Origin of the sequence: Roseibium sp. MMSF_3412 (assembly GCF_030733265.1) — a bacterium.
Taxonomy (GTDB): domain Bacteria; phylum Pseudomonadota; class Alphaproteobacteria; order Rhizobiales; family Stappiaceae; genus Roseibium.
In genome coordinates this window covers 118268-139361 of the sequence record NZ_JASHJI010000009.1, presented here as the reverse complement: position 1 = coordinate 139361, position 21094 = coordinate 118268, and the positions used below count along the sequence as shown (strand labels likewise).

Genomic DNA, 21094 nt, shown 5'->3' with positions numbered 1-21094 from the left:
CGCCTTGATAGCCGGAAACCGGTTATTTCCCAAGAGCGGATCCGCTCAGGCTGCGCGCAACGCAAAGAAAAAGTCGAGCACCACTTGTTTCCGGTCGAGATTGAGGGCGTCCGCATCCCGGATCGCGGTATTGGCCTTTTCCCAGAGTTCGACGTGGCGATAGGCTGACTGGACACCGGCCTGGACATCCCGTCGCATGCGCTCGTGACACAAACGCTCAAGAACATGCTGAAAATTCAGCCAGTTATCAGTCTGACCCCGTGCCGCTACCAGGTCCGCGAGCGCATGAACCGCGGAAAGATCCAACTGTGCGGCCTCGTCGGCCAGGCGCCGGAGCCCTTTTGCGATCGCGAGCCCGTCGCCGGACAAAAGTGATATGGCCGACCGCAAGCTTCCGTCGGCCGTGATTGCGAGTTCATTCAGGTCAGCGGATGCGGGCAGAGCATCCACGCCGAGCACACGCAGTCCCTCGGCAATCTCGTCCGGGGCAAGCGCGTCCATGCCGAGACGCCGGCATCTGGAACGTATGGTCGGCAGAAGGCGTCCCGGTGCGTGGCTCAGAACAAGAAACAGGCATCGCTCAGGCGGTTCCTCGAGTATCTTCAGGAGCGCGTTTGCGGAACTCGCATTCATGTCGTCAGCGGCATCCACGATGCAGATCCGCCAGGCTTTCGCCGAAGCTGTCGTTCCGAAGAAGGAAACCGTCCTTCGCACCTCGTCTACCGGGAGATCCGACTTGAACCGTTTCGATTTTTCGTCCCATGGCCTGCGCAGATGCAGAATGTTCGGGTGCCCGCCGGCGGCCACCTGCCGCAGCACCGGATGATCTTCCGCCACCGAGAGATCGTTTGCCGCGGCGACTTCCGGGCCGAACCGGTCCGGGTTGGCGACGATGAATTTCGCGAACCGGAATGCAAGGGTCGCCTTGCCGATTCCCTTGGCGCCCCCGAGGATCCAGGCGTGATGGAGGCGCTCCGAGCGGTAGGCATCCAGTAGAGACCGTTCGGTCGCCCTGTGCCCAACGAGACGCGTCTGTTCATTCGGCAGCGGATAACCGGGCAGTGCGTCGACTTCCGGCACCTCGACAGGCTCGTTCCTGCGCGCCATCAGAACGGCCTGTCCGCGGTTGCCATGTCGGCGGCGTCGATGTCGAATTCCTCCGGAAATGTGTTCAGCACCGCCTGGCGGACTTCGCGTTCGACAAAGTCCTCATCGCGCGAGCCATCAACGATCGTGAACCTGTAGGCTTCATCCAGGGCCAGTTGCAGAAACATCTTTCGGCGCCGTTCGTGGACGGCGACGGCTTCATCCTCAAACCGGTCGGGACCGCCGCTGTCGTCGGTCTCGGATCGTTTGGCGACACGGCTCAGGCCGATCTTTGGCGGCACATCGATCAGGAGGGTCATATCCGGCCGCAGACCCGCAACGGCGGCAAGTTCCAGAAGCTTCAGATAGTCCTGCTCAACGCCTGCTTCGCCCTGATAGACGCGGGTGGAGTCGGAGTATCTGTCGCACAGCACCCAGTCTCCTCTCTCAAGCGCGGGTTTGATCGTCGCATCGACATGATCCGCACGGGCTGCAGCGAACAGCATGGCTTCTGCGCGGGGCCCGTGCTCCTTTGCGCCGCCCGACAACAACAGGGACCGGATTTTTTCCGCGCCCGGCGATCCGCCCGGTTCGCGCGTGACGACAACCGACTTGCCGCTGCTTTCCAAAAACGCTTTCAGACGGGCGATCTGCGTCGACTTGCCCGCCCCCTCTCCGCCTTCGAAGGTTATGAAATGTCCTGACAAGCTCTTCCCGTCTCCTTCAGGCCGGCTTTTCCGGGGCCGCGCCCTTGTTCAGCAACTGTTACCCGGCATTCGCGATGCATTCAAACAGGGAATTGCCATCTGCCGCACGCTTCTGGGGACTTATCCGATCCAGCCGAACAACAGTTCCTGCAGACCGTCCATTGCACGGTTCATCAGTGTGCCTTCGGGGACATCAGCGCCCGTGACAAGCGGTGCCCGATAGACAACGCCTTCCTTGCCGATGACGCGCAGTTCCCCCGCCGGCATTCCCTTGGTAACCGGGGCGGCCAGCGGGCCGTCGTAGACAACACGCAGCCGGTAGTCGAGGCTGCCGCCGCGGGCTAGCAGAACGTCGACGTCCGACTTTGCCACAAGGGGCACCGTGCCTTCGACCCCACCATAAACGCGTCCGTCGGCGATCTTTTCGCCCGCCGGGTAGATCGTCTTGATGGCATAGAATTCCCAGGCGCCGCCGATGACCTCGTTGAGCGATTGCAGCCGGTGCTTGTCGGAGTTGAGACCGGCGACGGCCGCAATGATCCGGCGCCCGTTGCGGTCCACCGAGGCAAGGCCCGAAAAGCCATCCTCCGGGTGGTTGCCGCCACCCAGTCCGTCAAGATTCCTGATTTCACCCAGCAACGGGTTCTTGTTGCGCTGAAAGATCTTGTTCCAGGTAAATTCCGGAATAGAGAAAAGGTCGTAGAGATCCGGATGCTCTTCGACAACATATTCGGCAAGCCGCGCCTGGTCACGTACGGTTGTTGTATTGGGCGCATCGTCATAGCCGGTCGGGTTCGAGAACGTGCTGGCCGTCATTCCAAGAGACGCGGCATGCTCCGTCATCCGCTGCGCGAAGGCCTCTTCCGAGCCGTCTATGCACTCGGCAAGGACGATCGCCGCATCGTTGGCGTTGTGAACAAGTAAGCCTTTCAGAAGATCCTCTATCGCGATGTCCGACTTGATGGCCGCAAACATGGTCGACCTGCGCGAGGGAGCGCCGCCCGTACGCCAGGCGTGTTCGCTGACATTGCAGAGCTGGTCCGGCTGCGCCTCTCCGTCCTTGAGGAGCTGGAAGATGGTCGCCGCGGTCATGACCTTGACGAGTGAACCCGGAGTGAAAGGCTCGTCAGGTGCTTTCGAATAGAGAACGGTGCCGGATTCAGGCTCCAGCAAAAAGGCTTTTGGAGCCTTTGTGACAATGGATTCAACCGCGTGTGCCAGCCCGGGCATCCCGGCCGTTGCGGACATCAAGGCGGCAGAAACGAGTGCCGCTCTCACGCGATTGAACGATGCTGAAACGGGTTGACTGATCACCCTGCCGCTTCCTTTCAAAGGTCAACGGGCAAAGCGTTCAAATCATCCGGTTGCTAGTTGCCCGAAGGGATTGTAGCAGCCAGCTGACGCATGGAAAGGCCTTGTGACGCCGTTGTGGACAAGACCGCGTGAGCTCCTGAGACGCGCTGGTTCGCCGTGTAGGAAGAAATTGCGCTGCCGGCGAGGAAACTGTCTGCAGAACCCGGGAACGGAACGCGCATCGGCTTGTTTGCCGGCGCATAGCTGGACGAGAGTGACCCGGTCGTCCGCTGGAAACGATTGTTCGAAGCGACCTTGATGGTCGGGTTTCCGGCTTCAAACGCGATTGCCGGGTCATATGCGGCAACCGCGACACCGGCTTGACCGCGTTTTGCCGATGCAACCGTCGTTGCGGAAAGATAGGGCCGTGCCTTGGGTGCCGGCACCTTGCCGTAAATGAGTTCAGCCGGTACCTGGGCGATCAGGGTACCCGGACGCGATGCTCCCGGTGCGACCGAGCCCGGGCCGCTGAAGGACGCCATCAGGTATTCTTCGTCCTGACCGTGGAGCGGAGCACGGCCGACATATTCGACCTTGACCTTTCCGACACCGGCGGATTTCGTGCCCAGCATTGTCGCGACACGCTCAGACAGGTCGATGACGCGGTTGCCGTGGAACGGGCCGCGGTCGTTGACGCGTACAATCATGGAGCGACCGTTTGACGTATTCGTCACGCGGGCATAAGACGGCAGCGGCATGGTCGTATGCGCGGCTGTCAGGGCGTTGCGGTCGAAAATTTCGCCATTAGCCGTTTTCCGGCCATGGAACGTCGGGCCATACCAGGAGGCGAGACCCGTTTTCTTGTAGTTCGGATCGTGTTCGGGATAATACCATTTGCCGGCAATCTTGTATTTCTTGCCGATCACGTAACGACCGCCGCCCTTGGGCACGGGCTTACCGGCCGCAACCATGCGCGGGCTGGCTTTGACGCCGTATTTTTCCGGGCTGAACTTGGCCTTGGGTTTTTCAGGTGCGGAGCTGCAGGCAGCGACGAACGATACGGCTGCAAACGTGATCAAGGCCGCGCGAAGCTGCTTCCAGCTTCCCCCGGCTTCAAGATCCTTCGATCCGCTGCAATTCTTCCCCGAAGACGTTCCTGCCAACCGGCAAGTATCTACGCCCATCCCTTGCATCCTGCCGTCCTACTCATAAACGCGCTGGCGGCCCCGTAGCTCACGCGATACTCCGGCCCAACACTGGCCGGTTCCAGGCTACTTTTCTTGCCTGTCGGTTTTTATCCCGCTGACGCACTGCCCCCGCGGCACGTCTCAGACATCCAGCCTGTTTAATCGCAAGTGTCTTACTGCAAAGTAAACGTGCCGTCGAGGCTCCAGTCGCAACCTTTTGCTGCCCGCCACAGGTTTTGCCGTCGTGCTGGCCTTCTGATTGCATTCCGCTGCGGTAAGTTTCTGAAAAACATATGTTTTGCGCATCGCCGGAATTGTTGCAGACAAGTGACAGTCTACAAAAATTCGTCAAATGATCAGGTTGTGACGTAGGTCACATCGGCTGACTGCGGATCGTCCTAGTGTGTGTTCATTGCTGATGACCGCCCTGTCACAGCAATGCTGGATCCCACCTCCAGCTTTGGCCGCCGGTTCAAACCCTGCCCACGACACCGGACCGGCGGCCCCTCACTTTGGTTATGTTCCGGTGCCGTCGCGCACCCTGCCCTACCCAACCCAAGCGCCCGGCACCGGAACATGCCAAAGATACCCCTCCGCAGCCCTTCAGCGTTCCACACGATTTTTCCGAATTTGCCGCCGGGCGCCGAACCGGCTCTTGACTTTCCGTTCAAGACAAAGGAAACGGGGACCGTTGCGGTCGCGCTTACGCGCGCAGGCTGCATTGGTGAGGTGGCCGAGTGGTTTAAGGCAGCGGTCTTGAAAACCGCCGTGCGTGAGAGCGTACCGTGGGTTCGAATCCCACCCTCACCGCCATTTTATTTTTCAAGTGTATGTTGTTGCTAGTATATTTTCTTTCTTACGTTCCGCGCCCCACAAAACACCCATCAAAGTTGATTCTAGTTCGAACTTGCGACTCTGCGGTTCCAAACCAGACCAACTGCGCAGAAGCAGGTGCAAACCGGAGGAACTGACGGTGCACCGGATTTCTTCATGAACGGGAAAACCCAACGACAACGCAATCAGAACTCTCACGTTGTTCCCTGGCCTTCCTTTTTCATTGGCCGCCATTTCTGCGGCCCGAGGAAACAGACGAAAGCTGAGCCGGGCCAAGTCAGCTGACTTCGCCCGGCTGCTCCGGCCACCTTTGGCCTCGAAAAGGCGACCAAACAAGACTTTCGATGGCATCATTGATCGCGGCAAAAAGCCCGGGATGCGCCTAAATGGCCTTACACCATGACCTGACCGAATCCGGGTTCTTCACGAAGAGCCTCTTTGCCGACTGGCAAGGACCCTAGCGGCGGAAAGCGCCGCGTGACATGACTATGGTCAAGGGACCAACTTTCGAAACAGACTTTGATCAGGAGCAAATCGCGCGTTCCGTCTTTCTGCTAATTTGAGTTGCAAATCTGGGAGGGAGCGGGTTCACGCATTTGAATCCGGATACAAACGAAATGCCGAACGAACGCCGCCGCAAAATTGCGCAGACCTCGTTGCTGCTGCAGAGTTTTCCGCAAGACATACAGGAAACGCTGCTCGGTTTATCGAGCTGGCGCGAATATGATCGCGGCGAAACGCTGTTCCTTCAGGGCGAATCCGCCCACGCCATTCACATTGTCACCGATGGCTGGGTCAAGCTTTACAGGATTGCGCCGAATGGCGGTGAAGCCGTGGTGAATGTATTCGCAAAGGGTGAGAGCTTCGGTGAAGCCGTCGCCTTCCGCGGACATGCCTATCCGGTCTCCGCGGAAGCTGTGACGGCTTGCGAAGTCATGCGCATTCCGAGCGTCGCATTGCTGGAGGCGATGCGAAAGGATCCGGAAATCGCCGTGTCGGTGCTCGCCTCTACCTTCACGCACCTGCACTCGCTCGTTGCTCAACTGGAGCAACTGAAAGCGCAGACGGGGCCTCAGCGGGTTGCCGAGTTTCTTTTGGGTCTCTGTCATCAGGAAGAAGGCAGTTGTGTCGTGACCCTGCCCTATGACAAGTTTCTGATTGCAGGCCGCCTTGGCATGAAGCCCGAAAGCCTGTCCCGATCCTTTTCCAAGCTCAAAACGGTCGGTGTCCATATTAACAGGAACAACGCCGCCATCGAGAATATCGATCGTCTGCGTGAATATTCCGAAACCGACCCGGTCGAAGCATGGCACAAAGCACAGTGAGTTGCCTGAAGAGCGCCATATCGGCGATTGACGCGGCGAATTCAGCCGATCCCAACCTTGATGACGGCGAACCTGCCGCGTTGCTGTACGGAAAGCGCATGAGCGCCGAACTCGAACGGCTTTATCCAGATGCATCCGACCCGCTCAGGGTCGCCGCGCGGGGACAGCATATCGAGCGCTGGATCCTGCCGCGCGCGACCTACCCTGAAGGCAAGGCGGGGTACCATGCCTGGCGCCGCGAGCTTGCAAAACATCATGCACAGCGGGTTGGCACGATCATGGCAGAGGCCGGGTACGGCGATGCGGATATCGACGCCGCCGGCCGAATGCTCCGCAAGGAAGGCATCAAGCGCCACAACGACGTCCAATCGCTGGAAGACGTGATCTGCTTCGTGTTCCTGAAGTGGTATTTCACGCCATTTGCCGCCAAGCACAACGACGCGAAGGTGCTCGGGATCGTGCAAAAGACCGCACGCAAGATGTCGGACGAGGCGCGCCAGAGGGTCCTTGCCGAATTCGACCTGCCTGAGCCGCTTGCCGCAGCCTTCAGGCAATGACCTCAGGAGCCAGGTAAAGGCCGAGCAGCAGCAGACAGAGAAGACCGAGTGCCCAGTTGAAGCCGGACAGGATGCGCGGTACCTGGCAGAGGCCGAGATACCTGGAAAGCACGATGCGTGCCTTGATCCAGGCAAAAACGAGAACCAGCGCCCCTGTTCCCCAGGCCGCATGCATCTGCGCAGCTCCCGCCGCGACCATCACCGATGCACAGCTGATGATGAGAAGACTGAACCAGGCACGGGTTGTCGGGTTGAAACTCATTTCGTCGTCACGCCAAAAGATAGATCACGGGAAACAGCAGCACCCAGACAAGATCGACCATGTGCCAGAATGCTGTACCGACCTCCAAATTTCGGGGTGTGATCTTCCATGCGATCAGCGCAAGGATGAGGATGCCTGCCACAACATGCAGGACATGAAAACCGGTCAGGAGATAGTAGAACGTGAAAAACGGATGGGTTTCGGTCGAAATTCCCTTGGCAGCCACTTCGGCGTATTCATAGATCTTGATCACCAGGAAAAGGGCTCCGAGCCCCCCTGCTCCAAGAAGCGCAAGACGTGCAGCAGGTATCCTGCCGGCCAGGCAAAAATCAAGCGCACGGGCTGCCAGGAAACCGCTTGTGATCAAGACCAGCGTGTTGACCCCTGCAAGCGTCGGATGAAGATGGTCCCCGGCCGCGGAAAACCCCGCCGGATCGGTTGTCCTGACAGCGAGGAAGGCGGCAAGCCCGGCCACGAAGACCAGAAGTTCGCTCACGATCAGAACCCACATCATTAGATCGCCGGGCAGATCATCCGGCCCGCCGGTTCCGTCCAGTTGCCCCGCGGACATTCCGTTACCCTCCAACGAGCTGCCTGTAGATCTGCGGCAACGCCTGTGTCAGGCGGTCCGGATGCGGGATAACCGCAAACCCTCCCTGTCCGAACAGGCGCGGGAACCAGGATTTCGCCGATTTGTCGATGGTCACGCCAAAAACCGATTGCCCGGCCCGCCGGGCTTCGCGAACAGCCATCCGGGTGTCTTCGATCCCGTGCCGGCCCTCATAGTGATCAAGATCATTCGGTTTGCCGTCGGTGATCACCAGAAGCAGCCTGCGCTTGCGGGACTGGGTTTCCAATTCCTTGGATGTGTGGCGCATGGCAGCTCCCAACCGGGTGTAGAACCCCGGTTTCAGACCACGTATGCGATGTTCTACCGTCGCCGACATCGGTTCGTCGAAACGCTTGCAGCTTTGCAAATAGACGCGGTGCCGCTTCAACGAAGAAAAAGCGGAGATGGCAAAATCGTCGCCGCAGGCATTCAGCCCCCAGGCGAGTGCCGTCAGGGCTTCGCGCTCGATGTCAATGACTGCACGCCCGGTAACCGCACTCTCCGTCGACCGGGACACGTCCAGAAGAATGGAGACGGCAAGGTCACGTGCCTCCGGCCGCGTCTGCACCCAGATCCGCTCGTTGCCGATACCGCTGGCAATCCGTTCAACCTGGGACCTGACGGCCGCGTCCATGTCGAGGCCGTCGCCTTCAAGGTGCCCACGAGTCGTGACACGTCCGGGACGCAAGGCCTCGAACTGCCGCTTGACGGCCCGGATGCGCCTTGCGGCACCGGGATCTTCATCGGTGGTCTCCCGGTCCGGATCGGCATCGGCAACGCTTGTCAGAACACAGGCGTGTTCAGGCAGATACTTGCCGGTGCGCGTGTCCCACTCCGGATAGAGGACTTTCCCGGACAGTTTTTCCCTGTCGACATCTTCCGGTGCCAAATCAAGATGCAATTTCAATCGTGTTGCCGGTGCCTTGGAAATCTGACCAAGACCGATTTCCTCCTGATCCTTCGCAGCCTTCTTTGCATCGTCATTGTCATCGTCATCGACGCGGCGGTTCAGATTGAGGAACTCGGCCCAACTCAGAATGGCCTCGAACTTGTGCAGAATCAGGCTGTCCTTGCGTTCTGCCTGTTCGGCCTTTCGTCTCCTCGCCTTCAGGGTCTTGCCAGAAGCCTCTTCGGGCGTACCCTCAGTCTCGCGGTCTTCAACCGCGTCCCCCGTCGAGAACATGACCTCACGCACCTGCAGCCAGACCGGGACTGGCCGAAATGGCCGATAACCGCGCTGAGCGCAGATGTCCGAAAGGTCGCCCTCCCGAACCTTGGCCATCAGTTCCTCGACGTCCGCGGCAAGTCCGGTTGGGTCGCCAAGCATGTGACGCACAAGCTTTTCAATCCGAGCTTCCATGACAGGAAGGCCTGTCAATCTGCGGGTTGCGAGAACACCTCGGCTGAGTTCCCGGTACAGGGGGGCGAGCCCGGGAGCCGTTGCGAGCGTCTTGCGGATACTCGCCTCGACATGATGGAGCGTCCGCAAGTCTGCGCGCAGCGGATCGTCCTCCGGCTGAAAACGCGGCGCATGTGCGGCCATGGCCGTCAGCCAGACGTAGAGCGCAGCATTGGCCTCCCGGAAGGGAAAGACGGCCAACGTCTCCGGCAGACGGAAGGTCTCTCCATCGAAGCTTGCCTGCGGAACGGTTTCCGTTTCAGTCCCGAGCCGCCTCAGGAAGCCGAGGCGGTGGTGCGAAACTTCATCGGAGACCGGGCGCAAATCAACACTGTGACTTCCCCCCAGCCCCCGAAAAAGCACTGCAAGCCGCCCGCCGACCTCGGAGAGGCCGACCGCGGCTCCATGATGCACCTCAGGTGCATCCAGGCGGCTTGCAAATGCGTGCCACAGTTTCCCGACGGTTTCTTCGGGTTCCCATGGCTCGAAGTCGATCCTGCCCATCGGTCTGGCCTCACCCAAACACGGCCGTGGCAAGATCGAGGAGCCCGCGTTTCACGTCCTCGTCGTCGGTGAGCGGCTCGACCATCGCTGCAAGAACAACGCGGTCGACCGGCATACCCTGCGCGATCAGGGTGGCTGCGTAGACGACCAGCCGGGTTGAAACACCCTCTTCCAGATCCTGGCCTTTCAGGGCCCGCAGCTTTCCGGCCAGCCGAACAAGCGCACTCACCCGGTCCCTGTCCAAACCGCTTTCCTCCGCCACGATCTCGACTTCAAGACTGGGCGGTGGGAAATCGAATTCAAGCGAGATGAAACGCTGTCGTGTCGAGGGCTTCAGCGTCTTCAGGATGTTCTGGTAACCGGGATTGTAGGAGGCAACCAGCATGAAACCGGGCGCGGCTGCCAATTCTTCGCCGGTCCGGTCAATGGGAAGCGTTCTGCGATCATCGGTCAGCGGATGCAGCACGACGGTCACGTCCTTGCGTGCCTCCACGACTTCGTCCAGATAGCAGATCGCTCCTTCCCGCACCGCCCGCGTCAGAGGGCCGTCGACCCAGACCGTTTCCCCGCCCTTGAGCAGGTACCGGCCGATCAGGTCGGCGGCGGCAAGATCGTCATGGCAGGCTACGGTATAGAGCTTACGCCCCAGCGTTGCTGCCATATGGGCGACGAAGCGCGTCTTGCCACAGCCGGTCGGACCTTTCAGAAGAACCGGCAGGCTGTTGTTGTAAGCGGCTTCGAACACCGTGCGTTCGTCACCCTGAGGGAGGTAAAAAGGGACGCCTGCCGCCCCTTTTCCCAAGGATACGGATCCTTCCATCTCCATCACTCCGCAGGCATGCCGGCGGCTTTGCCGGGCTCGATGACCTCGCGTTTCGGCACCGCAATCGCGTAGATGAACAGGACTGCACCCAAGACGAACACCGCTCCGGATCCAAACCGCATCCAGTAGAACAGAGCCAACTGATCCTGGACGTCCATGAAATACTCGCCATTGACGCGTTGCAGATGGGTCTGGATGGTCCCGGCAAACGTCAGCACGAAGGTCATGAACGCCATGCCGCTCGACATGAGCCAGAAGGAGGCCATGTTGAGCACCTGGTTATAGGGCTCCCGGTTCCGCAGAAGCGGCATCGCATAAGTGATGATTGCCAGGTTCAGCGACACGTAAGCACCGAAGAAGGCCAGGTGCCCATGCGCGGCCGTGATCTGCGTGCCGTGCGTGTAGTAGTTGACGCCGTGCAGCGTGTGCAGAAAGCCCCAGACACCGGCACCGAAGAAGGCAAGTGTCGCGCAGCCGAGGGACCACAGGAGCGCAGCCTTGTTCGGATGGTCGCGCCGGCCCTTCCAGACCATGACGAATGCAAAGGCCATCATCGCGAAGAACGGGATAACTTCCAGGGCGGAGAAAATCGACCCGATCCACTGCCAATAGCCGGGCGTCCCGATCCAGTAGTAGTGGTGGCCCGTTCCCAGAATGCCCGAGAAGAGCGCTGCGGCGACAATGACGTAGAGCCATTTTTCGACGACTTCGCGATCGACACCGGTCAGCTTCAGCATGAGATAGGCCAGAATCGAGGCCATGATCAGCTCCCAGACACCTTCAACCCAAAGGTGGACGATGTACCACCAGTACTGCTTGTCCAGCGACAGGTTGCTCGGATTGTAGAAGCTGAACAGGAACAGCAGCGCCAGTCCCCACAAGCCCAGAAGAAGGATGTTCGTGATCGCGGTCTTCTTGCCCTTCAGCACCGTCATGGTGACGTTGTAGAGGAAGATCAGCGCGGCAACGACGATCCCGGCCTTGACCCATTTGGGCTGCTCGATGAACTCCCGGCCCTCCTTGCCGAGCAGGAAGTTGCCTTCGAACAGGTTGAAGACATAGGTAACAACCACGCCCAAGGTGCCGATCACGAGGATCGCCAATTGCAGGTATGCAAGCTTGGGCGAGTGAATTTCTCTTTCCGCCTCCTCGGGAATGAGAAAATATGCGGCTCCGAAGAACCCAAGGAGCAACCACACGATCAGGCTGTTCGTGTGCAGCATGCGAATGATGTTGAAGGGCAGGAGTTCGGACAGGAAGTTCGGCTGAACATAAACCCAGCCCGCCAGTAGTCCGCCGAGCACCTGAACTGCAAACAAGGCCAGGGCGACGGCGAAATACGCCATGGCGACCTTTTGTGATTCGTATTTCATCTTTCGTTCCTCTTGCTCTCGGATCAGCCGGCGTCGTTCGGCGGCCAGCCCTGGGCGTCGATCTTGTCGGTCCAGATCAGGAAGTTCGCGAGGTCGCGGATTTCCTCGTCGGTCAGGTTGAAATTGGGCATCTGCCTGCGCCCCTCGATGCCGGTCGGCATGGCCTCCATCCAGCCTTTCAGCGTCTCGAAGGCTGCGTCCGGGTCGTCAAGAACACCCCAGCGGGTCATCACGTTGCCCACTTCAGGCGCGAAGTACGCCCCCTCTCCCAGAATCGTGTGGCAGTTGATGCAGGCCTTGTCTTCCCAGACACGCTTGCCGGCAGCCACGCTTTCGGTGATGCCGGCGTGATTGGTCGATGTTCCGGTTATGTAGAGGTGACTGTGAATCGACAGCCCCAGGAAGATGATGATGAAGAAGAGTGACCCGCCATAAAAAATGTTTCGGGCCATGCTTTTGGTCATGACTTCGCGCATTACGCGCTCCTTTCCCCGAGTTGATCGTGGCCTTGAGGGTGACAGGGCGCGCACTCGTTTCCTTAACCAAAGTCAAGCCCGGCACAGGCCGGACGCAGTCGTTCGGGAGATGTTTCGATGTCTTGGGAAAGACCGGCTGCGTCTTCTTAACGAAAGTCAAGGAAGCCTTCCGGCGTTTACGCAAACTCGCGAGTGCCTCACCAGCATTTGGAGTTTGGAGAATGTCACATCCAAGGAAGAAAAAAGGGTCGGGTTACGCGTTAGCGACCTGTCTGGCGCTGCTGATGGGCAGCATGACGGCGCCTGCCCTTGCCGAAGGTCCGACCCTCAGCGAGGAGGCCTTCGAAAGTTCCAAGCAGCTCTATTTCGAAAGATGTGCGGGTTGCCACGGCGTCCTGCGCAAGGGCGCAACGGGGAAGAACCTGGAACCGGAATGGAAGAAGACCGCAGTTGACGGAACCGTCACCAAGGGTGGTACGCTGCAGCTGGGCCAGGAACGACTTGAAAAAATCATCTCCTGGGGCACCGAAGGCGGCATGAACAACTTCTCGGACATCATGACCGAGCAGGAAATCAAGGACATGGCCACCTACATCATGATGGAGGCGCCAACACCGCCGGAAATGTCGCTGGCGCAGATGGAAGCGACACGGAAGGTCTATGTCGAACCGGAGGACTATCCGAGCGAACCGCTGCACGGCAGGAACTGGGAGAACTTCTTCGTCGTCATCGAGCGTGACGTGGGCAAGGTCGCCGTTGTCGACGGCGACACCAAGGAAGTTCTTGCGCACATTCCGACCGGTTACGCGGTGCACGTCCTGAAAGCTTCCGAGCACCACAAACTGGAAGAACCGGAGCACCCGGGGCGCTTCTGGTACACGATGGGCCGTGACGGCAAGATGACCAAGATCGATCTCTGGCAGAACCCGGAGAACATGCTGGTTGCCGAAGTGAAGATCGCATACGACGCACGCGACGTAGCGGTTTCCGGCGACGGCAAGTATGTCATCGGCGGAGGTTACTGGCCGCCGCACTTTGCGATCGTCGATGCGGAAACCATGGAGCCGAAAAAAGTCGTTTCCACTCGCGGCGTGAACGTTGACGGTGAATATGTGGAAGAAAGCCGCGTTGCGGCCATCTACACCACTCCGAACGAGCCGACATGGATCGTCGCGGTCAAGGAACTCGGCCAACTCTGGCAGGTCGACTACAGCGATCTGGACAATTTGCGCATCGACAAGATCGATTCCGCGAAATTCCTGCATGACGGTTTCTTCGATCCGTCCGGCCGCTACTTCCAGATCGCCGCGAATGCGTCGAACAAGATGGTTGTCGTGGACACCAAGACCCACAAGCTCGAGGCCATGATCGACACGGCGCCGTTGCCGCACCCCGGCCCGGGCGCCAACTGGAATGACCCGAACTGTGGTCCGGTGGCAGGCACCACCCACCTTGGAGAAGGCACGGTTACAGTCTGGGGCAATGACCCGGAGAACCGTCCGGATGACGCCTGGAAGGTCTGCTACGAAGTCGAAACCGATGGTGCCGGCCTGTTCATCAGGACGCATCCGACCTCAGACTACATCTGGGCCGACCAGACCAAGCACCCGGAACCGGAAGTGCAACAGTCGGTGCAGGTCATCTCCAAGGAAACTGGAGAGATCGTCAAGACCATCCAGATCACCGAGGAAGAAGGCAACGTCGCCGTTCACTTCGAATTCAACCAGGATGGTTCGGAAGTCTGGGTCTCCAAGTGGAACCGCTCCACCTCCAAGGAGCCCAATGGTGAAATCGTGATCTTCGACGCCAAGACGCTGGAAGAGAAAACACGGGTCAAGGGCCTCTTCGCCCCGACCGGCAAGTTCAACGTCTACAACCGTTCGAACCACGTCACCTGATGTGAGCCAGCACTCCGGAAGGGCGGGCAAAGATCCCGCCCTTCCTCTTTGCCAGCGGTGAAGGGACTGCTTCGACCACCGGTCGCCTGAGTGAGGGCAAACGCTCCCCGCATCCGCATTGCGATCGCTTATGGCCCGGTCGAAAGGGCCTGCGGAGAAATCCAAAACGGAGCCTGGACATGTCCGAGAACAACCAAGGTGAAAAGAAGAAACCGATCTGGCGCAGATACCTGATATGGGGCATGCCCATTGGCGGTGTCGCGGCCGTCTTTGCCGGCGGTATCATTTTCTGGGGCGGCTTCAACACCGCGATGGAAGCTACCAATACCAAGCAATTCTGCATCTCCTGTCACGAGATGCGCGACTTCGTCTACGAGGAATACAAGGGCACTATCCACGACGTTAACCGCTCCGGTGTCGGTGCAACGTGTTCAGACTGCCATGTGCCGAAAGACTGGACCCACAAGATCATCCGCAAGGTCCAGGCCTCCAAGGAACTTTACGGCAAGGTTATGGGTACCATCAGCACGCCCGAAAAGTTCGAGGCCAAGCGTCTGACGCTCGCAATGAACGAGTGGGAGCGCATGAAGGCCAACGATTCGCGTGAGTGCCGGAACTGCCACGACTTCAATTCGATGATGCCGGAATTCCAGAAACCGCGCGCACGCCAGCAGCACCTCAATGCCATGTCGACTGGCCAGACCTGCATAGACTGCCACAAGGGTATTGCCCACTCGGATCTGCGTGACCGGGCGGACGAGGCATATCTGGAAGAGCTCGAAGCCCCTCACCCCGGATTCGTCCGGGACGTTCCGCAGGAATACATGGCAAGCCTTGCCCGCGTTGAAGCCCGGGAGGCGAGCGAGGCGGAAGCGGCCAAGGCTGAGCAGAAGGCCCGGCAGGAGGCTGTCCAAGCCCAGATTGCTGCCGCCGTTGACGCCGCGGTTGCCGAGGAGCGCGCCAAGGCGGAGGACAACGCGGCCGAGGCTGCGCCAACGTCGCCGGGAGGCGGAGGCAATGTCGCTCCCGATATCGACTGGAACGCGGTCCCCGCGACCGACCTGACCCTGTTCTATCCTGGTCAGGCTTCGTTTGAGTGGGTACAGAACGGCAAGACCCACGGCGGTGCCCGTCCGCTCACCAAGGGCGGCGATGCATGCACCACCTGTCACGCCAAGGAAGTGACCGCGATCGGCACCAAGATCGTCGCCGGCGGTGAGATCGAACCGACGCCGATTCCAGGAAAGCGCGGCACGATCGATGCAGCCATCCAGGCCGCCCATGACGATGAAAATCTTTATGTGCGATTGCAGTGGCCGGATGCCGGTCACAACCCCGCTCCGTTCATCGACGGCGGCAAGATGGATCCGGACAACCAGGTCAAGGTTGCCATGATGATCACCGGGACCGGCATCGAGATGGGAGAAACAACCGGGTGCTGGGCCTCGTGTCATGCGGACAATACCTACATGCCGTTCGATCCCGGCGCCGAAGCGATTGCCGCCAATGCCGATGTTGCGGGCAGACTGGAGGCGAAAGACACGATCACGAAATACCTGACCGAGAGCCGGACCAAGGTCGAAGTCAAGGGGCGTCGCGGCAAGGCTCAGGGCGGCTGGGACAAGCTGAAACCGGCCGAAGAGATCGATCAGCTTCTTGCAGACGGCACGTTTCTGGATCTGCTCAGGGTCTATGCGGACGGCTCGTCTTCAAACGGCTATCTGCTGGACCGCCGGGTTGCGAATGACGGCGAGATGGCGGCTGAGGCAAGCCTGTCGGGCGGCGTCTGGACCGTCGTGTTTTCGCGGCCACTCAAATCCGGTGCACCGGGTGACGTCCCGCTGGAACCGGGCAAGGTCTACACGGTCGGTTTTGCGATCCACGACGACTACGCGGCGGCGCGTTTCCACCACGTGACCTTCGACACCAGTCTCGCGCTCGATGACGAGACCGCACAGATCAACGTGTCCAAACAGTAGACGGCCGGCGGCCCGCTTGCCGGCCGTCGTTTCCGCATGAAAGGGAGAAATCTCATGTTCATGAGTGTTTTGCGTCTTGCCGCTGTCGTGTTGCCGATGACGGCCGCTCTTCCAGCCATCGCCGCCGAAGAAGACACGGCTGTGATCTGCGCCGAAGCGGAAGACCGTTATGTCGAGATGTTCGGGCAATCGTCGTCCGAAGAGAAAGGCGTCACTGTGGTCAAGATGTACAAGTACAGGTTCTGCCCGGAAGACCTCAGCGTTCCCGTGGGCACGACCGTCCGATGGGTAAATGTCGACAAGCGAACCAGCCATAGCGTCATTCTCTCAGACGAGGGCATCGCCGAGTCAGACCGGCTGTTTCCCGAAGAGACCTTCGAGTTCACGTTCCTGACCGCGGGACCACCGCAAAGCTACCTGTGCGGCCCGCATTGGGAAACCCAGGAAATGATCGGCAGAATTACCGTAACTCCTTGAATTAATTTACCTTAAAATCGGGAAAAAGCTGCCGGGCGCTTGACAATAATCAAGCAGACCGCGTGCGAAATAAGCAACCATAGGCCATCGAGGTTTCAGGCGAAGCGAGGGTTTTCATGACTGGAAAAGTCTTTCTCATCGGAGCGGGCCCAGGCGATCCTGAACTTCTGACCCTCAAGTCCGTGCGCATGCTGCAGGACGCTGATGTGGTCGTTTACGACCGGCTGGTGTCTCCGGAAATCCTGTCGCTGGCGCCGACGGGGGCACACCTGGTTTCGGTTGGCAAGTCGCCCGACAACCACCCGGTTCCGCAAGAACGCATCAACGAGATGCTCTGCAATTTCGCGCAGGACGGATTGACAGTGGCGCGCCTTAAGGGTGGCGATCCACTGATCTTTGGCCGCGGATCCGAAGAAGCCGCGTATCTGGTCGCGAACAATGTCCAAGTTGAGTACGCACCCGGCATTACGGCGGCACAAGGCGTTGCTTGCGTCAGCGGCGTTCCCCTCACTCACAGAGGCCTTGCCACCGGCGTTCGATATGTTACCGGACACCGAAAATCGAACGGGTCGCTCGATCTCGACTGGAGCGGTCTCGCCTGCGAGGACACCACGCTTGTTGTCTACATGGGTGTGGCAAATATCGGCCAGATCGCTCTACGTCTTGTCGCTGAGGGGTTGAGCGAAGAGACCCCGGTCATGGCGGTCGCACAGGCGACGACGCCCCGCGAAACCAGATTGTTTTCGAAACTCGGCACGGTTGCGCTTGATCTGCGGCAGGCCGGCCTCAAGGCCCCTGTCCTCTTCGTCATCGGCAAGGTTGTCACGCTGAGTGCCGACTGGACCGCACATGAGTTGGACATTCTAAAGCCGTTACCGGGCGTATCGGCAACCGGGCAGCAGGCCCATGCTTAGGCTTGTTTCCATCGCTGTCCTGCTTTGTGCGCCTGCAATGGCGGAAGAGAGTAGCGCGAAAACGGAACTGATCAATCTGGTGCATCAGGACTGCGGTTCCTGCCACGGACTGACGCTCAAGGGCGGCCTCGGACCGGATATCCGGCCGGAATCGTTGTCCCACTACGACATTGAAACCCTTGCCACCGTGGTGCTCGACGGCATCCCGGAAACCGCAATGCCGCCCTGGCGGCCGTTGCTCAGCGAAGCGGACGCAGATCGGATTGCGAAGTATCTCTTGCAGGGAGAATTGAAATGACGGCTCTGAAGGGCTTCGCTCTGGCACTTGCAATGGCTGCGGCGCTACTGGCAACCCCATTGAAATCCGAGACCATTGTCGCCACGGGCGACCTTGGCCTGGTTGTGGAGCGCGCAAACGGGTCTCTTCTGATTATCGACCAGTCCGAACGCGCTGCCATCGCCAGGATCGAGGGTCTCGGAGATCTTTCGCACGCCAGTCTCGTCTATTCGCCCGACCAGAGGTTCGCCTATGTCTTCGGACGAGACGGCGGTCTGACAAAAGTCGACATCACATCCGGAAAAATCGTCAAGCGCGTCGTCCAGTCCGGCAATGCCATCGGCGGCGCGATTTCCGATGATGGCAAACTGGTCGCCGTCTCCAACTATGAACCCGGCGGCGTCCGCATTTTTGATGCGGACTCGCTCGACCTTGTCGCCGACATTCCGACCGGCTCGAAAACGATCGGTCTTGTGGACGCACCCGGACGGAAATTCGTGTTTACCCTCTGGGATGAAGGTGAAACCTGGATCGCGGACCTGTCTACTGGGGAGCCATCGGTCACCAGGATCATGGATATCGGCGCCAACCCATACGACGCCCTGATCACCGGAGACGGCCGCCTCTACATCACCGGCCTGTTCGGTGAGGATGGATTGACCGCGATCGATCTTTGGGCAGTTGAACCGGAACCGATCCGGGTACTCCCGGAATACGGCCGCGGCCAGAAAGAGCTGCCGGTCTACAAGATGCCTCATCTTGAGGGCTGGGCCCGGGCCGGACAGGAATTCGTGCTTCCCGCAGTTGGACACCACCGGGTTCTCTGGATCGATGCCAGCGACCTCTCCGAAACAGGGCGAACGGAGACCCACGGGCAGCCGGTGTTTGCGATGTCGCGGCCGGACGGCCGGCAGGTTTGGGTGAACTTCGCCCACCCGCTCAACGACACCATTCAGATCATCGACACGGTTTCCAAGGAAGTCGTGCACGAACTCAAGCCCGGCAAAGCGGTCCTGCACATGGAGTTCACACCTCGCGGCCACGAGGTCTGGGTGTCCGTGCGGGATGCTGGGAAGGTCATGATCTACGACACGAGAACGTTCGAAAAGCGGGGCGAGATCGACGCGGAAAGCCCGTCGGGCATCTTCTTCACATCGAGGGCGCACAGAACGGGACTTTGAAAGATGGAACGTATAGGCGACCAACTTGATCTGAAGCTTCTGGATGACTGGCAACGCAATCTTCCCATCGAACCGCGCCCATTTGCGCGTATCGGCGAGGCACTGCGGTGCGGCGAAACGGAAGTCATTAGACGACTGGAGTTCCTGAGAGCGACCGGCCGTGTAACCAGGGTCGGCGCGACATGCGCGCCCAACACTGTTTCGGCAAGCACGCTTGCCGCAATCGCCGCACCCGCCGAAAGACTGGAAGATGTGGCGGCAATCGTCGGCAGCCAGCCCGGCGTCAATCATTCCTACGAGAGAGAGAGCCACTGGAACCTCTGGTTCGTCGCGACCGGCCCCAACCGAGCGCATGTCGACAACGTCCTGGAGGAAATACAGGTTCGCACAGGGCTTCGTGTCCTCGATCTTCCACTTGTCAGACCGTTCAACGTTGATCTCGGATTCAGACTGAACGGAGAGATGGACCGGCCACCCGCGCCCCGGCCGGTTCGTAAAGAGCACCTGCAGGAGGGTGACAACGATCTCCTGCAGGCGCTCGCTACCGGCATGCCTCTCACCGAACGGCCCTATCATGAGATCGCCTCGGACTTGGGCTGGCAGGAAGAAGATGTTCTGGACCGGATTGCGGTGCTGCAGGACGCAGGGATTATTTCGAGACTTGGTGTGATCGTGCGGCATAGGGCGCTTGGCTGGCGCTCCAACGCCATGGTTGTCTGGGATATCCGCCCGGAACTGGTAGACGCTGCCGGGCCTGCTCTGGCCGCCGTGCCGGGCGTGACCCTGTGCTACGAGCGCCGTCCCGTTGCCGGTGTCTGGCCCTACCGGCTTTACTGCATGATCCACGCGCGGAGCCGCAAGGATGCACTTGAGACCCTGACCAAAGCGTCGGCTCTTCCGGAGTTAGAGGACGTCGATCGACGCATCCTGTTTTCATGCCGGTGTTTCAAGCAGACCGGAGCGATGATCGCACCTCGGGGGGCTGCCGCATGACTGTGCAGCTAACCGACCTCGATCGCCGGCTGATCAATCGCCTCCAGGATGACCTGCCGCTGGTCCCGCATCCCTTCGCCTCGCTGGGAGAGGAACTCGGTTTGACAGAAGAGAATATTGTCGACCGGATTCGTCAACTGCGGGACGACGGCCTGCTAACGCGCTTCGGCCCCTTTTTCGACGCTGAGGCCCTCGGCGGTGCCTTTTGCCTTTGCGCCATGTCCGTTCCCGAAGACCGCTTCGAAGACGTCTTAACCAAAGTCAATGCTCATGCGGAAGTCGCGCATAACTATGAACGGGACCACGAGTTGAACATGTGGTTCGTGCTGGCGACCGAGCAGCGCGGCGACATCATGAGAACGGCCAAGGACATCGAGCACGACACGGGATTGGAAGTTCTTCTTTTTCCCAAGAAACGCGAGTTTTTCGTTGGCTTCCGGGTAGACGCATGACACTGGACCCAAAAGACAGGGCAATCATCGAGGCCACACAGGCTGGCCTGCCGCTCGTGCCGCAGCCGTTTGCGGTTGTCGCCGAAACGCTTGGCATCACCGAGGCCGAACTGCTGGACCGTCTGGATGCTCTCAAGAAGCAGGGCGTCGTGCGCCGCATCGGCGCCGCGCCGAACCACTATCGTCTCGGCATGACCGCAAACGGCATGTCCGTGTGGGACGTCGATGACACCGTTGTCGACAGTCTGGGTGAAATCATCGGTGCCCTCCCCTTCGTGACCCATTGCTACCGGCGTCCGCGTGTTCTTCCCGTGTGGCGCTACAACCTCTTCGCGATGGTCCACGGTTCCAGCCGCGGGGAGGTCCTCGTCAAGCGGGACAAGGTCGCAGACCTGCTCGGTGGTGCCTGCCAGGCCGGCGACATCCTGTTCTCAACCCGGATCCTGAAGAAAACGGGCATGCGGCTCGCCGCCAAGAGAGGTTGAAC

The 21094-nt window shown here is 59.8% G+C and carries 21 protein-coding genes, 1 tRNA gene and 1 pseudogene; 13 read left to right on the top strand and 10 right to left on the bottom strand.

The window, feature by feature from the left end:
• Positions 1–45: 45 nt before the first annotated feature.
• From RBB49_RS17010 to RBB49_RS16995, 4 genes are all read right to left on the bottom strand, one after another.
• Positions 46–1107, bottom strand: coding sequence for a DNA polymerase III subunit delta' (locus RBB49_RS17010; RefSeq protein ID WP_306144043.1), 1062 nt, complete (start codon positions 1105–1107; stop codon positions 46–48).
• A complete protein-coding gene (gene tmk / locus RBB49_RS17005) occupies positions 1107–1793 on the bottom strand; it encodes a dTMP kinase (RefSeq protein WP_306144042.1) in 687 nt (228 codons plus the stop codon). Before tmk ends, RBB49_RS17010 begins: the two co-directional genes overlap by 1 nt.
• A 120-nt stretch (positions 1794–1913) precedes the next feature.
• Positions 1914–3107: a D-alanyl-D-alanine carboxypeptidase family protein gene (locus RBB49_RS17000; protein WP_306144041.1), complete on the bottom strand. Its 1194-nt coding sequence runs from the start codon at positions 3105–3107 to the stop codon at positions 1914–1916.
• A gap of 53 nt (positions 3108–3160) precedes the next feature.
• Positions 3161–4270 (bottom strand): septal ring lytic transglycosylase RlpA family protein, encoded by a 1110-nt coding sequence (locus RBB49_RS16995; RefSeq protein ID WP_306144040.1) that lies wholly within the window; start codon positions 4268–4270, stop codon positions 3161–3163.
• Between the two features lie 726 nt (positions 4271–4996).
• Here RBB49_RS16995 and RBB49_RS16990 point away from each other — a divergent pair.
• The 3 genes from RBB49_RS16990 (at position 4997) to RBB49_RS16980 (ending at position 6989) form a co-directional block, all read left to right on the top strand.
• Positions 4997–5086 (top strand) — tRNA-Ser (locus RBB49_RS16990).
• Between the two features lie 638 nt (positions 5087–5724).
• Positions 5725–6432 carry a Crp/Fnr family transcriptional regulator gene (locus tag RBB49_RS16985; protein WP_306144039.1) on the top strand — a complete coding sequence of 236 codons (708 nt, stop codon included), beginning with the start codon at positions 5725–5727 and terminating at the stop codon, positions 6430–6432.
• On the top strand, positions 6414–6989 hold the full coding sequence (locus RBB49_RS16980) for a DUF4202 domain-containing protein (RefSeq protein WP_306144038.1): 576 nt from the start codon (positions 6414–6416) through the stop codon (positions 6987–6989). The genes RBB49_RS16985 and RBB49_RS16980 overlap by 19 nt, the downstream gene beginning before the upstream one ends.
• Here the strand turns inward: RBB49_RS16980 and RBB49_RS16975 are convergent.
• From RBB49_RS16975 to RBB49_RS16950, 6 genes are read right to left on the bottom strand one after another with little or no spacing between them, the layout of a single operon-like run.
• Positions 6979–7251, bottom strand: a complete 273-nt coding sequence (locus RBB49_RS16975; protein ID WP_306144037.1) for a hypothetical protein — start codon at positions 7249–7251, stop codon at positions 6979–6981. The genes RBB49_RS16980 and RBB49_RS16975 overlap by 11 nt on opposite strands.
• A gap of 7 nt (positions 7252–7258) precedes the next feature.
• Positions 7259–7822 (bottom strand): cytochrome c oxidase subunit 3, encoded by a 564-nt coding sequence (locus RBB49_RS16970; protein ID WP_306144036.1) that lies wholly within the window; start codon positions 7820–7822, stop codon positions 7259–7261.
• 4 nt (positions 7823–7826) lie between these two features.
• Positions 7827–9764, bottom strand: a complete 1938-nt coding sequence (locus RBB49_RS16965; protein WP_306144035.1) for a nitric oxide reductase activation protein NorD — start codon at positions 9762–9764, stop codon at positions 7827–7829.
• Between the two features lie 10 nt (positions 9765–9774).
• On the bottom strand, positions 9775–10590 hold the full coding sequence (locus RBB49_RS16960) for a CbbQ/NirQ/NorQ/GpvN family protein (RefSeq protein ID WP_306144034.1): 816 nt from the start codon (positions 10588–10590) through the stop codon (positions 9775–9777).
• Positions 10590–11960: a cbb3-type cytochrome c oxidase subunit I gene (locus RBB49_RS16955; protein WP_306144033.1), complete on the bottom strand. Its 1371-nt coding sequence runs from the start codon at positions 11958–11960 to the stop codon at positions 10590–10592. Before RBB49_RS16955 ends, RBB49_RS16960 begins: the two co-directional genes overlap by 1 nt.
• Positions 11961–11983: 23 nt before the next feature.
• Entirely contained in the window at positions 11984–12436 is a 453-nt protein-coding gene (locus RBB49_RS16950) for a cytochrome c (RefSeq protein ID WP_306144032.1), read from the bottom strand.
• 221 nt (positions 12437–12657) lie between these two features.
• On the opposite strand from RBB49_RS16950, the gene RBB49_RS16945 reads away from it, so the two are divergent.
• The 10 genes and pseudogenes from RBB49_RS16945 (at position 12658) to RBB49_RS16900 (ending at position 21092) form a co-directional block, all read left to right on the top strand.
• The gene (locus tag RBB49_RS16945) at positions 12658–14334 is read left to right on the top strand and encodes a cytochrome D1 domain-containing protein (protein WP_306144031.1); all 1677 of its coding nucleotides are present in this window, start codon (positions 12658–12660) and stop codon (positions 14332–14334) included.
• Positions 14335–14576: 242 nt separating this feature from the next.
• Positions 14577–15080: pseudogene (locus RBB49_RS16940) on the top strand (NapC/NirT family cytochrome c); the annotation flags it as partial.
• Between the two features lie 78 nt (positions 15081–15158).
• Positions 15159–16313 carry an ethylbenzene dehydrogenase-related protein gene (locus tag RBB49_RS16935; RefSeq protein ID WP_306144127.1) on the top strand — a complete coding sequence of 385 codons (1155 nt, stop codon included), beginning with the start codon at positions 15159–15161 and terminating at the stop codon, positions 16311–16313.
• Between the two features lie 60 nt (positions 16314–16373).
• Positions 16374–16790, top strand: a complete 417-nt coding sequence (locus RBB49_RS16930; RefSeq protein ID WP_306144030.1) for a plastocyanin/azurin family copper-binding protein — start codon at positions 16374–16376, stop codon at positions 16788–16790.
• Positions 16791–16906: 116 nt separating this feature from the next.
• Positions 16907–17704, top strand: a complete 798-nt coding sequence (cobA, locus tag RBB49_RS16925) for a uroporphyrinogen-III C-methyltransferase (RefSeq protein WP_306144029.1) — start codon at positions 16907–16909, stop codon at positions 17702–17704.
• Positions 17697–18002 carry a cytochrome c gene (locus RBB49_RS16920; RefSeq protein ID WP_306144028.1) on the top strand — a complete coding sequence of 102 codons (306 nt, stop codon included), beginning with the start codon at positions 17697–17699 and terminating at the stop codon, positions 18000–18002. The genes cobA and RBB49_RS16920 overlap by 8 nt, the downstream gene beginning before the upstream one ends.
• A complete protein-coding gene (locus RBB49_RS16915; RefSeq protein WP_306144027.1) occupies positions 17999–19162 on the top strand; it encodes a cytochrome D1 domain-containing protein in 1164 nt (387 codons plus the stop codon). Before RBB49_RS16920 ends, RBB49_RS16915 begins: the two co-directional genes overlap by 4 nt.
• Before the next feature lie 3 nt (positions 19163–19165).
• Positions 19166–20155, top strand: coding sequence for an Lrp/AsnC family transcriptional regulator (locus RBB49_RS16910; protein ID WP_306144026.1), 990 nt, complete (start codon positions 19166–19168; stop codon positions 20153–20155).
• On the top strand, positions 20152–20607 hold the full coding sequence (locus RBB49_RS16905; RefSeq protein ID WP_306144025.1) for an Lrp/AsnC family transcriptional regulator: 456 nt from the start codon (positions 20152–20154) through the stop codon (positions 20605–20607). Before RBB49_RS16910 ends, RBB49_RS16905 begins: the two co-directional genes overlap by 4 nt.
• On the top strand, positions 20604–21092 hold the full coding sequence (locus tag RBB49_RS16900) for an Lrp/AsnC family transcriptional regulator (protein ID WP_306144024.1): 489 nt from the start codon (positions 20604–20606) through the stop codon (positions 21090–21092). Before RBB49_RS16905 ends, RBB49_RS16900 begins: the two co-directional genes overlap by 4 nt.
• Positions 21093–21094 lie beyond the last annotated feature (2 nt).

Excerpts from the sequence above, each read along its gene's own strand:
- RBB49_RS16965 (WP_306144035.1), bottom strand. The coding sequence starts at position 9,764 with ATGGGCAGGATCGACTTCGAGCCATGGGAACCCGAAGAAACCGTCGGG.
- RBB49_RS16945 (WP_306144031.1), top strand. The coding sequence starts at position 12,658 with ATGTCACATCCAAGGAAGAAAAAAGGGTCGGGTTACGCGTTAGCGACC.
- RBB49_RS16915 (WP_306144027.1), top strand. The coding sequence starts at position 17,999 with ATGACGGCTCTGAAGGGCTTCGCTCTGGCACTTGCAATGGCTGCGGCG.
- RBB49_RS16985 (WP_306144039.1), top strand. The coding sequence starts at position 5,725 with ATGCCGAACGAACGCCGCCGCAAAATTGCGCAGACCTCGTTGCTGCTG.
- RBB49_RS16975 (WP_306144037.1), bottom strand. The coding sequence starts at position 7,251 with ATGAGTTTCAACCCGACAACCCGTGCCTGGTTCAGTCTTCTCATCATC.
- RBB49_RS17010 (WP_306144043.1), bottom strand. The coding sequence starts at position 1,107 with ATGGCGCGCAGGAACGAGCCTGTCGAGGTGCCGGAAGTCGACGCACTG.
- RBB49_RS16970 (WP_306144036.1), bottom strand. The coding sequence starts at position 7,822 with ATGTCCGCGGGGCAACTGGACGGAACCGGCGGGCCGGATGATCTGCCC.
- RBB49_RS16955 (WP_306144033.1), bottom strand. The coding sequence starts at position 11,960 with ATGAAATACGAATCACAAAAGGTCGCCATGGCGTATTTCGCCGTCGCC.
- RBB49_RS16995 (WP_306144040.1), bottom strand. The coding sequence starts at position 4,270 with ATGGGCGTAGATACTTGCCGGTTGGCAGGAACGTCTTCGGGGAAGAAT.
- RBB49_RS16935 (WP_306144127.1), top strand. The coding sequence starts at position 15,159 with ATGGCAAGCCTTGCCCGCGTTGAAGCCCGGGAGGCGAGCGAGGCGGAA.
- RBB49_RS16905 (WP_306144025.1), top strand. The coding sequence starts at position 20,152 with ATGACTGTGCAGCTAACCGACCTCGATCGCCGGCTGATCAATCGCCTC.
- RBB49_RS16910 (WP_306144026.1), top strand. The coding sequence starts at position 19,166 with ATGGAACGTATAGGCGACCAACTTGATCTGAAGCTTCTGGATGACTGG.
- RBB49_RS16900 (WP_306144024.1), top strand. The coding sequence starts at position 20,604 with ATGACACTGGACCCAAAAGACAGGGCAATCATCGAGGCCACACAGGCT.
- RBB49_RS16920 (WP_306144028.1), top strand. The coding sequence starts at position 17,697 with ATGCTTAGGCTTGTTTCCATCGCTGTCCTGCTTTGTGCGCCTGCAATG.
- RBB49_RS16960 (WP_306144034.1), bottom strand. The coding sequence starts at position 10,590 with ATGGAGATGGAAGGATCCGTATCCTTGGGAAAAGGGGCGGCAGGCGTC.
- cobA (WP_306144029.1), top strand. The coding sequence starts at position 16,907 with ATGACTGGAAAAGTCTTTCTCATCGGAGCGGGCCCAGGCGATCCTGAA.
- RBB49_RS16950 (WP_306144032.1), bottom strand. The coding sequence starts at position 12,436 with ATGCGCGAAGTCATGACCAAAAGCATGGCCCGAAACATTTTTTATGGC.
- RBB49_RS16980 (WP_306144038.1), top strand. The coding sequence starts at position 6,414 with ATGGCACAAAGCACAGTGAGTTGCCTGAAGAGCGCCATATCGGCGATT.
- RBB49_RS16930 (WP_306144030.1), top strand. The coding sequence starts at position 16,374 with ATGAGTGTTTTGCGTCTTGCCGCTGTCGTGTTGCCGATGACGGCCGCT.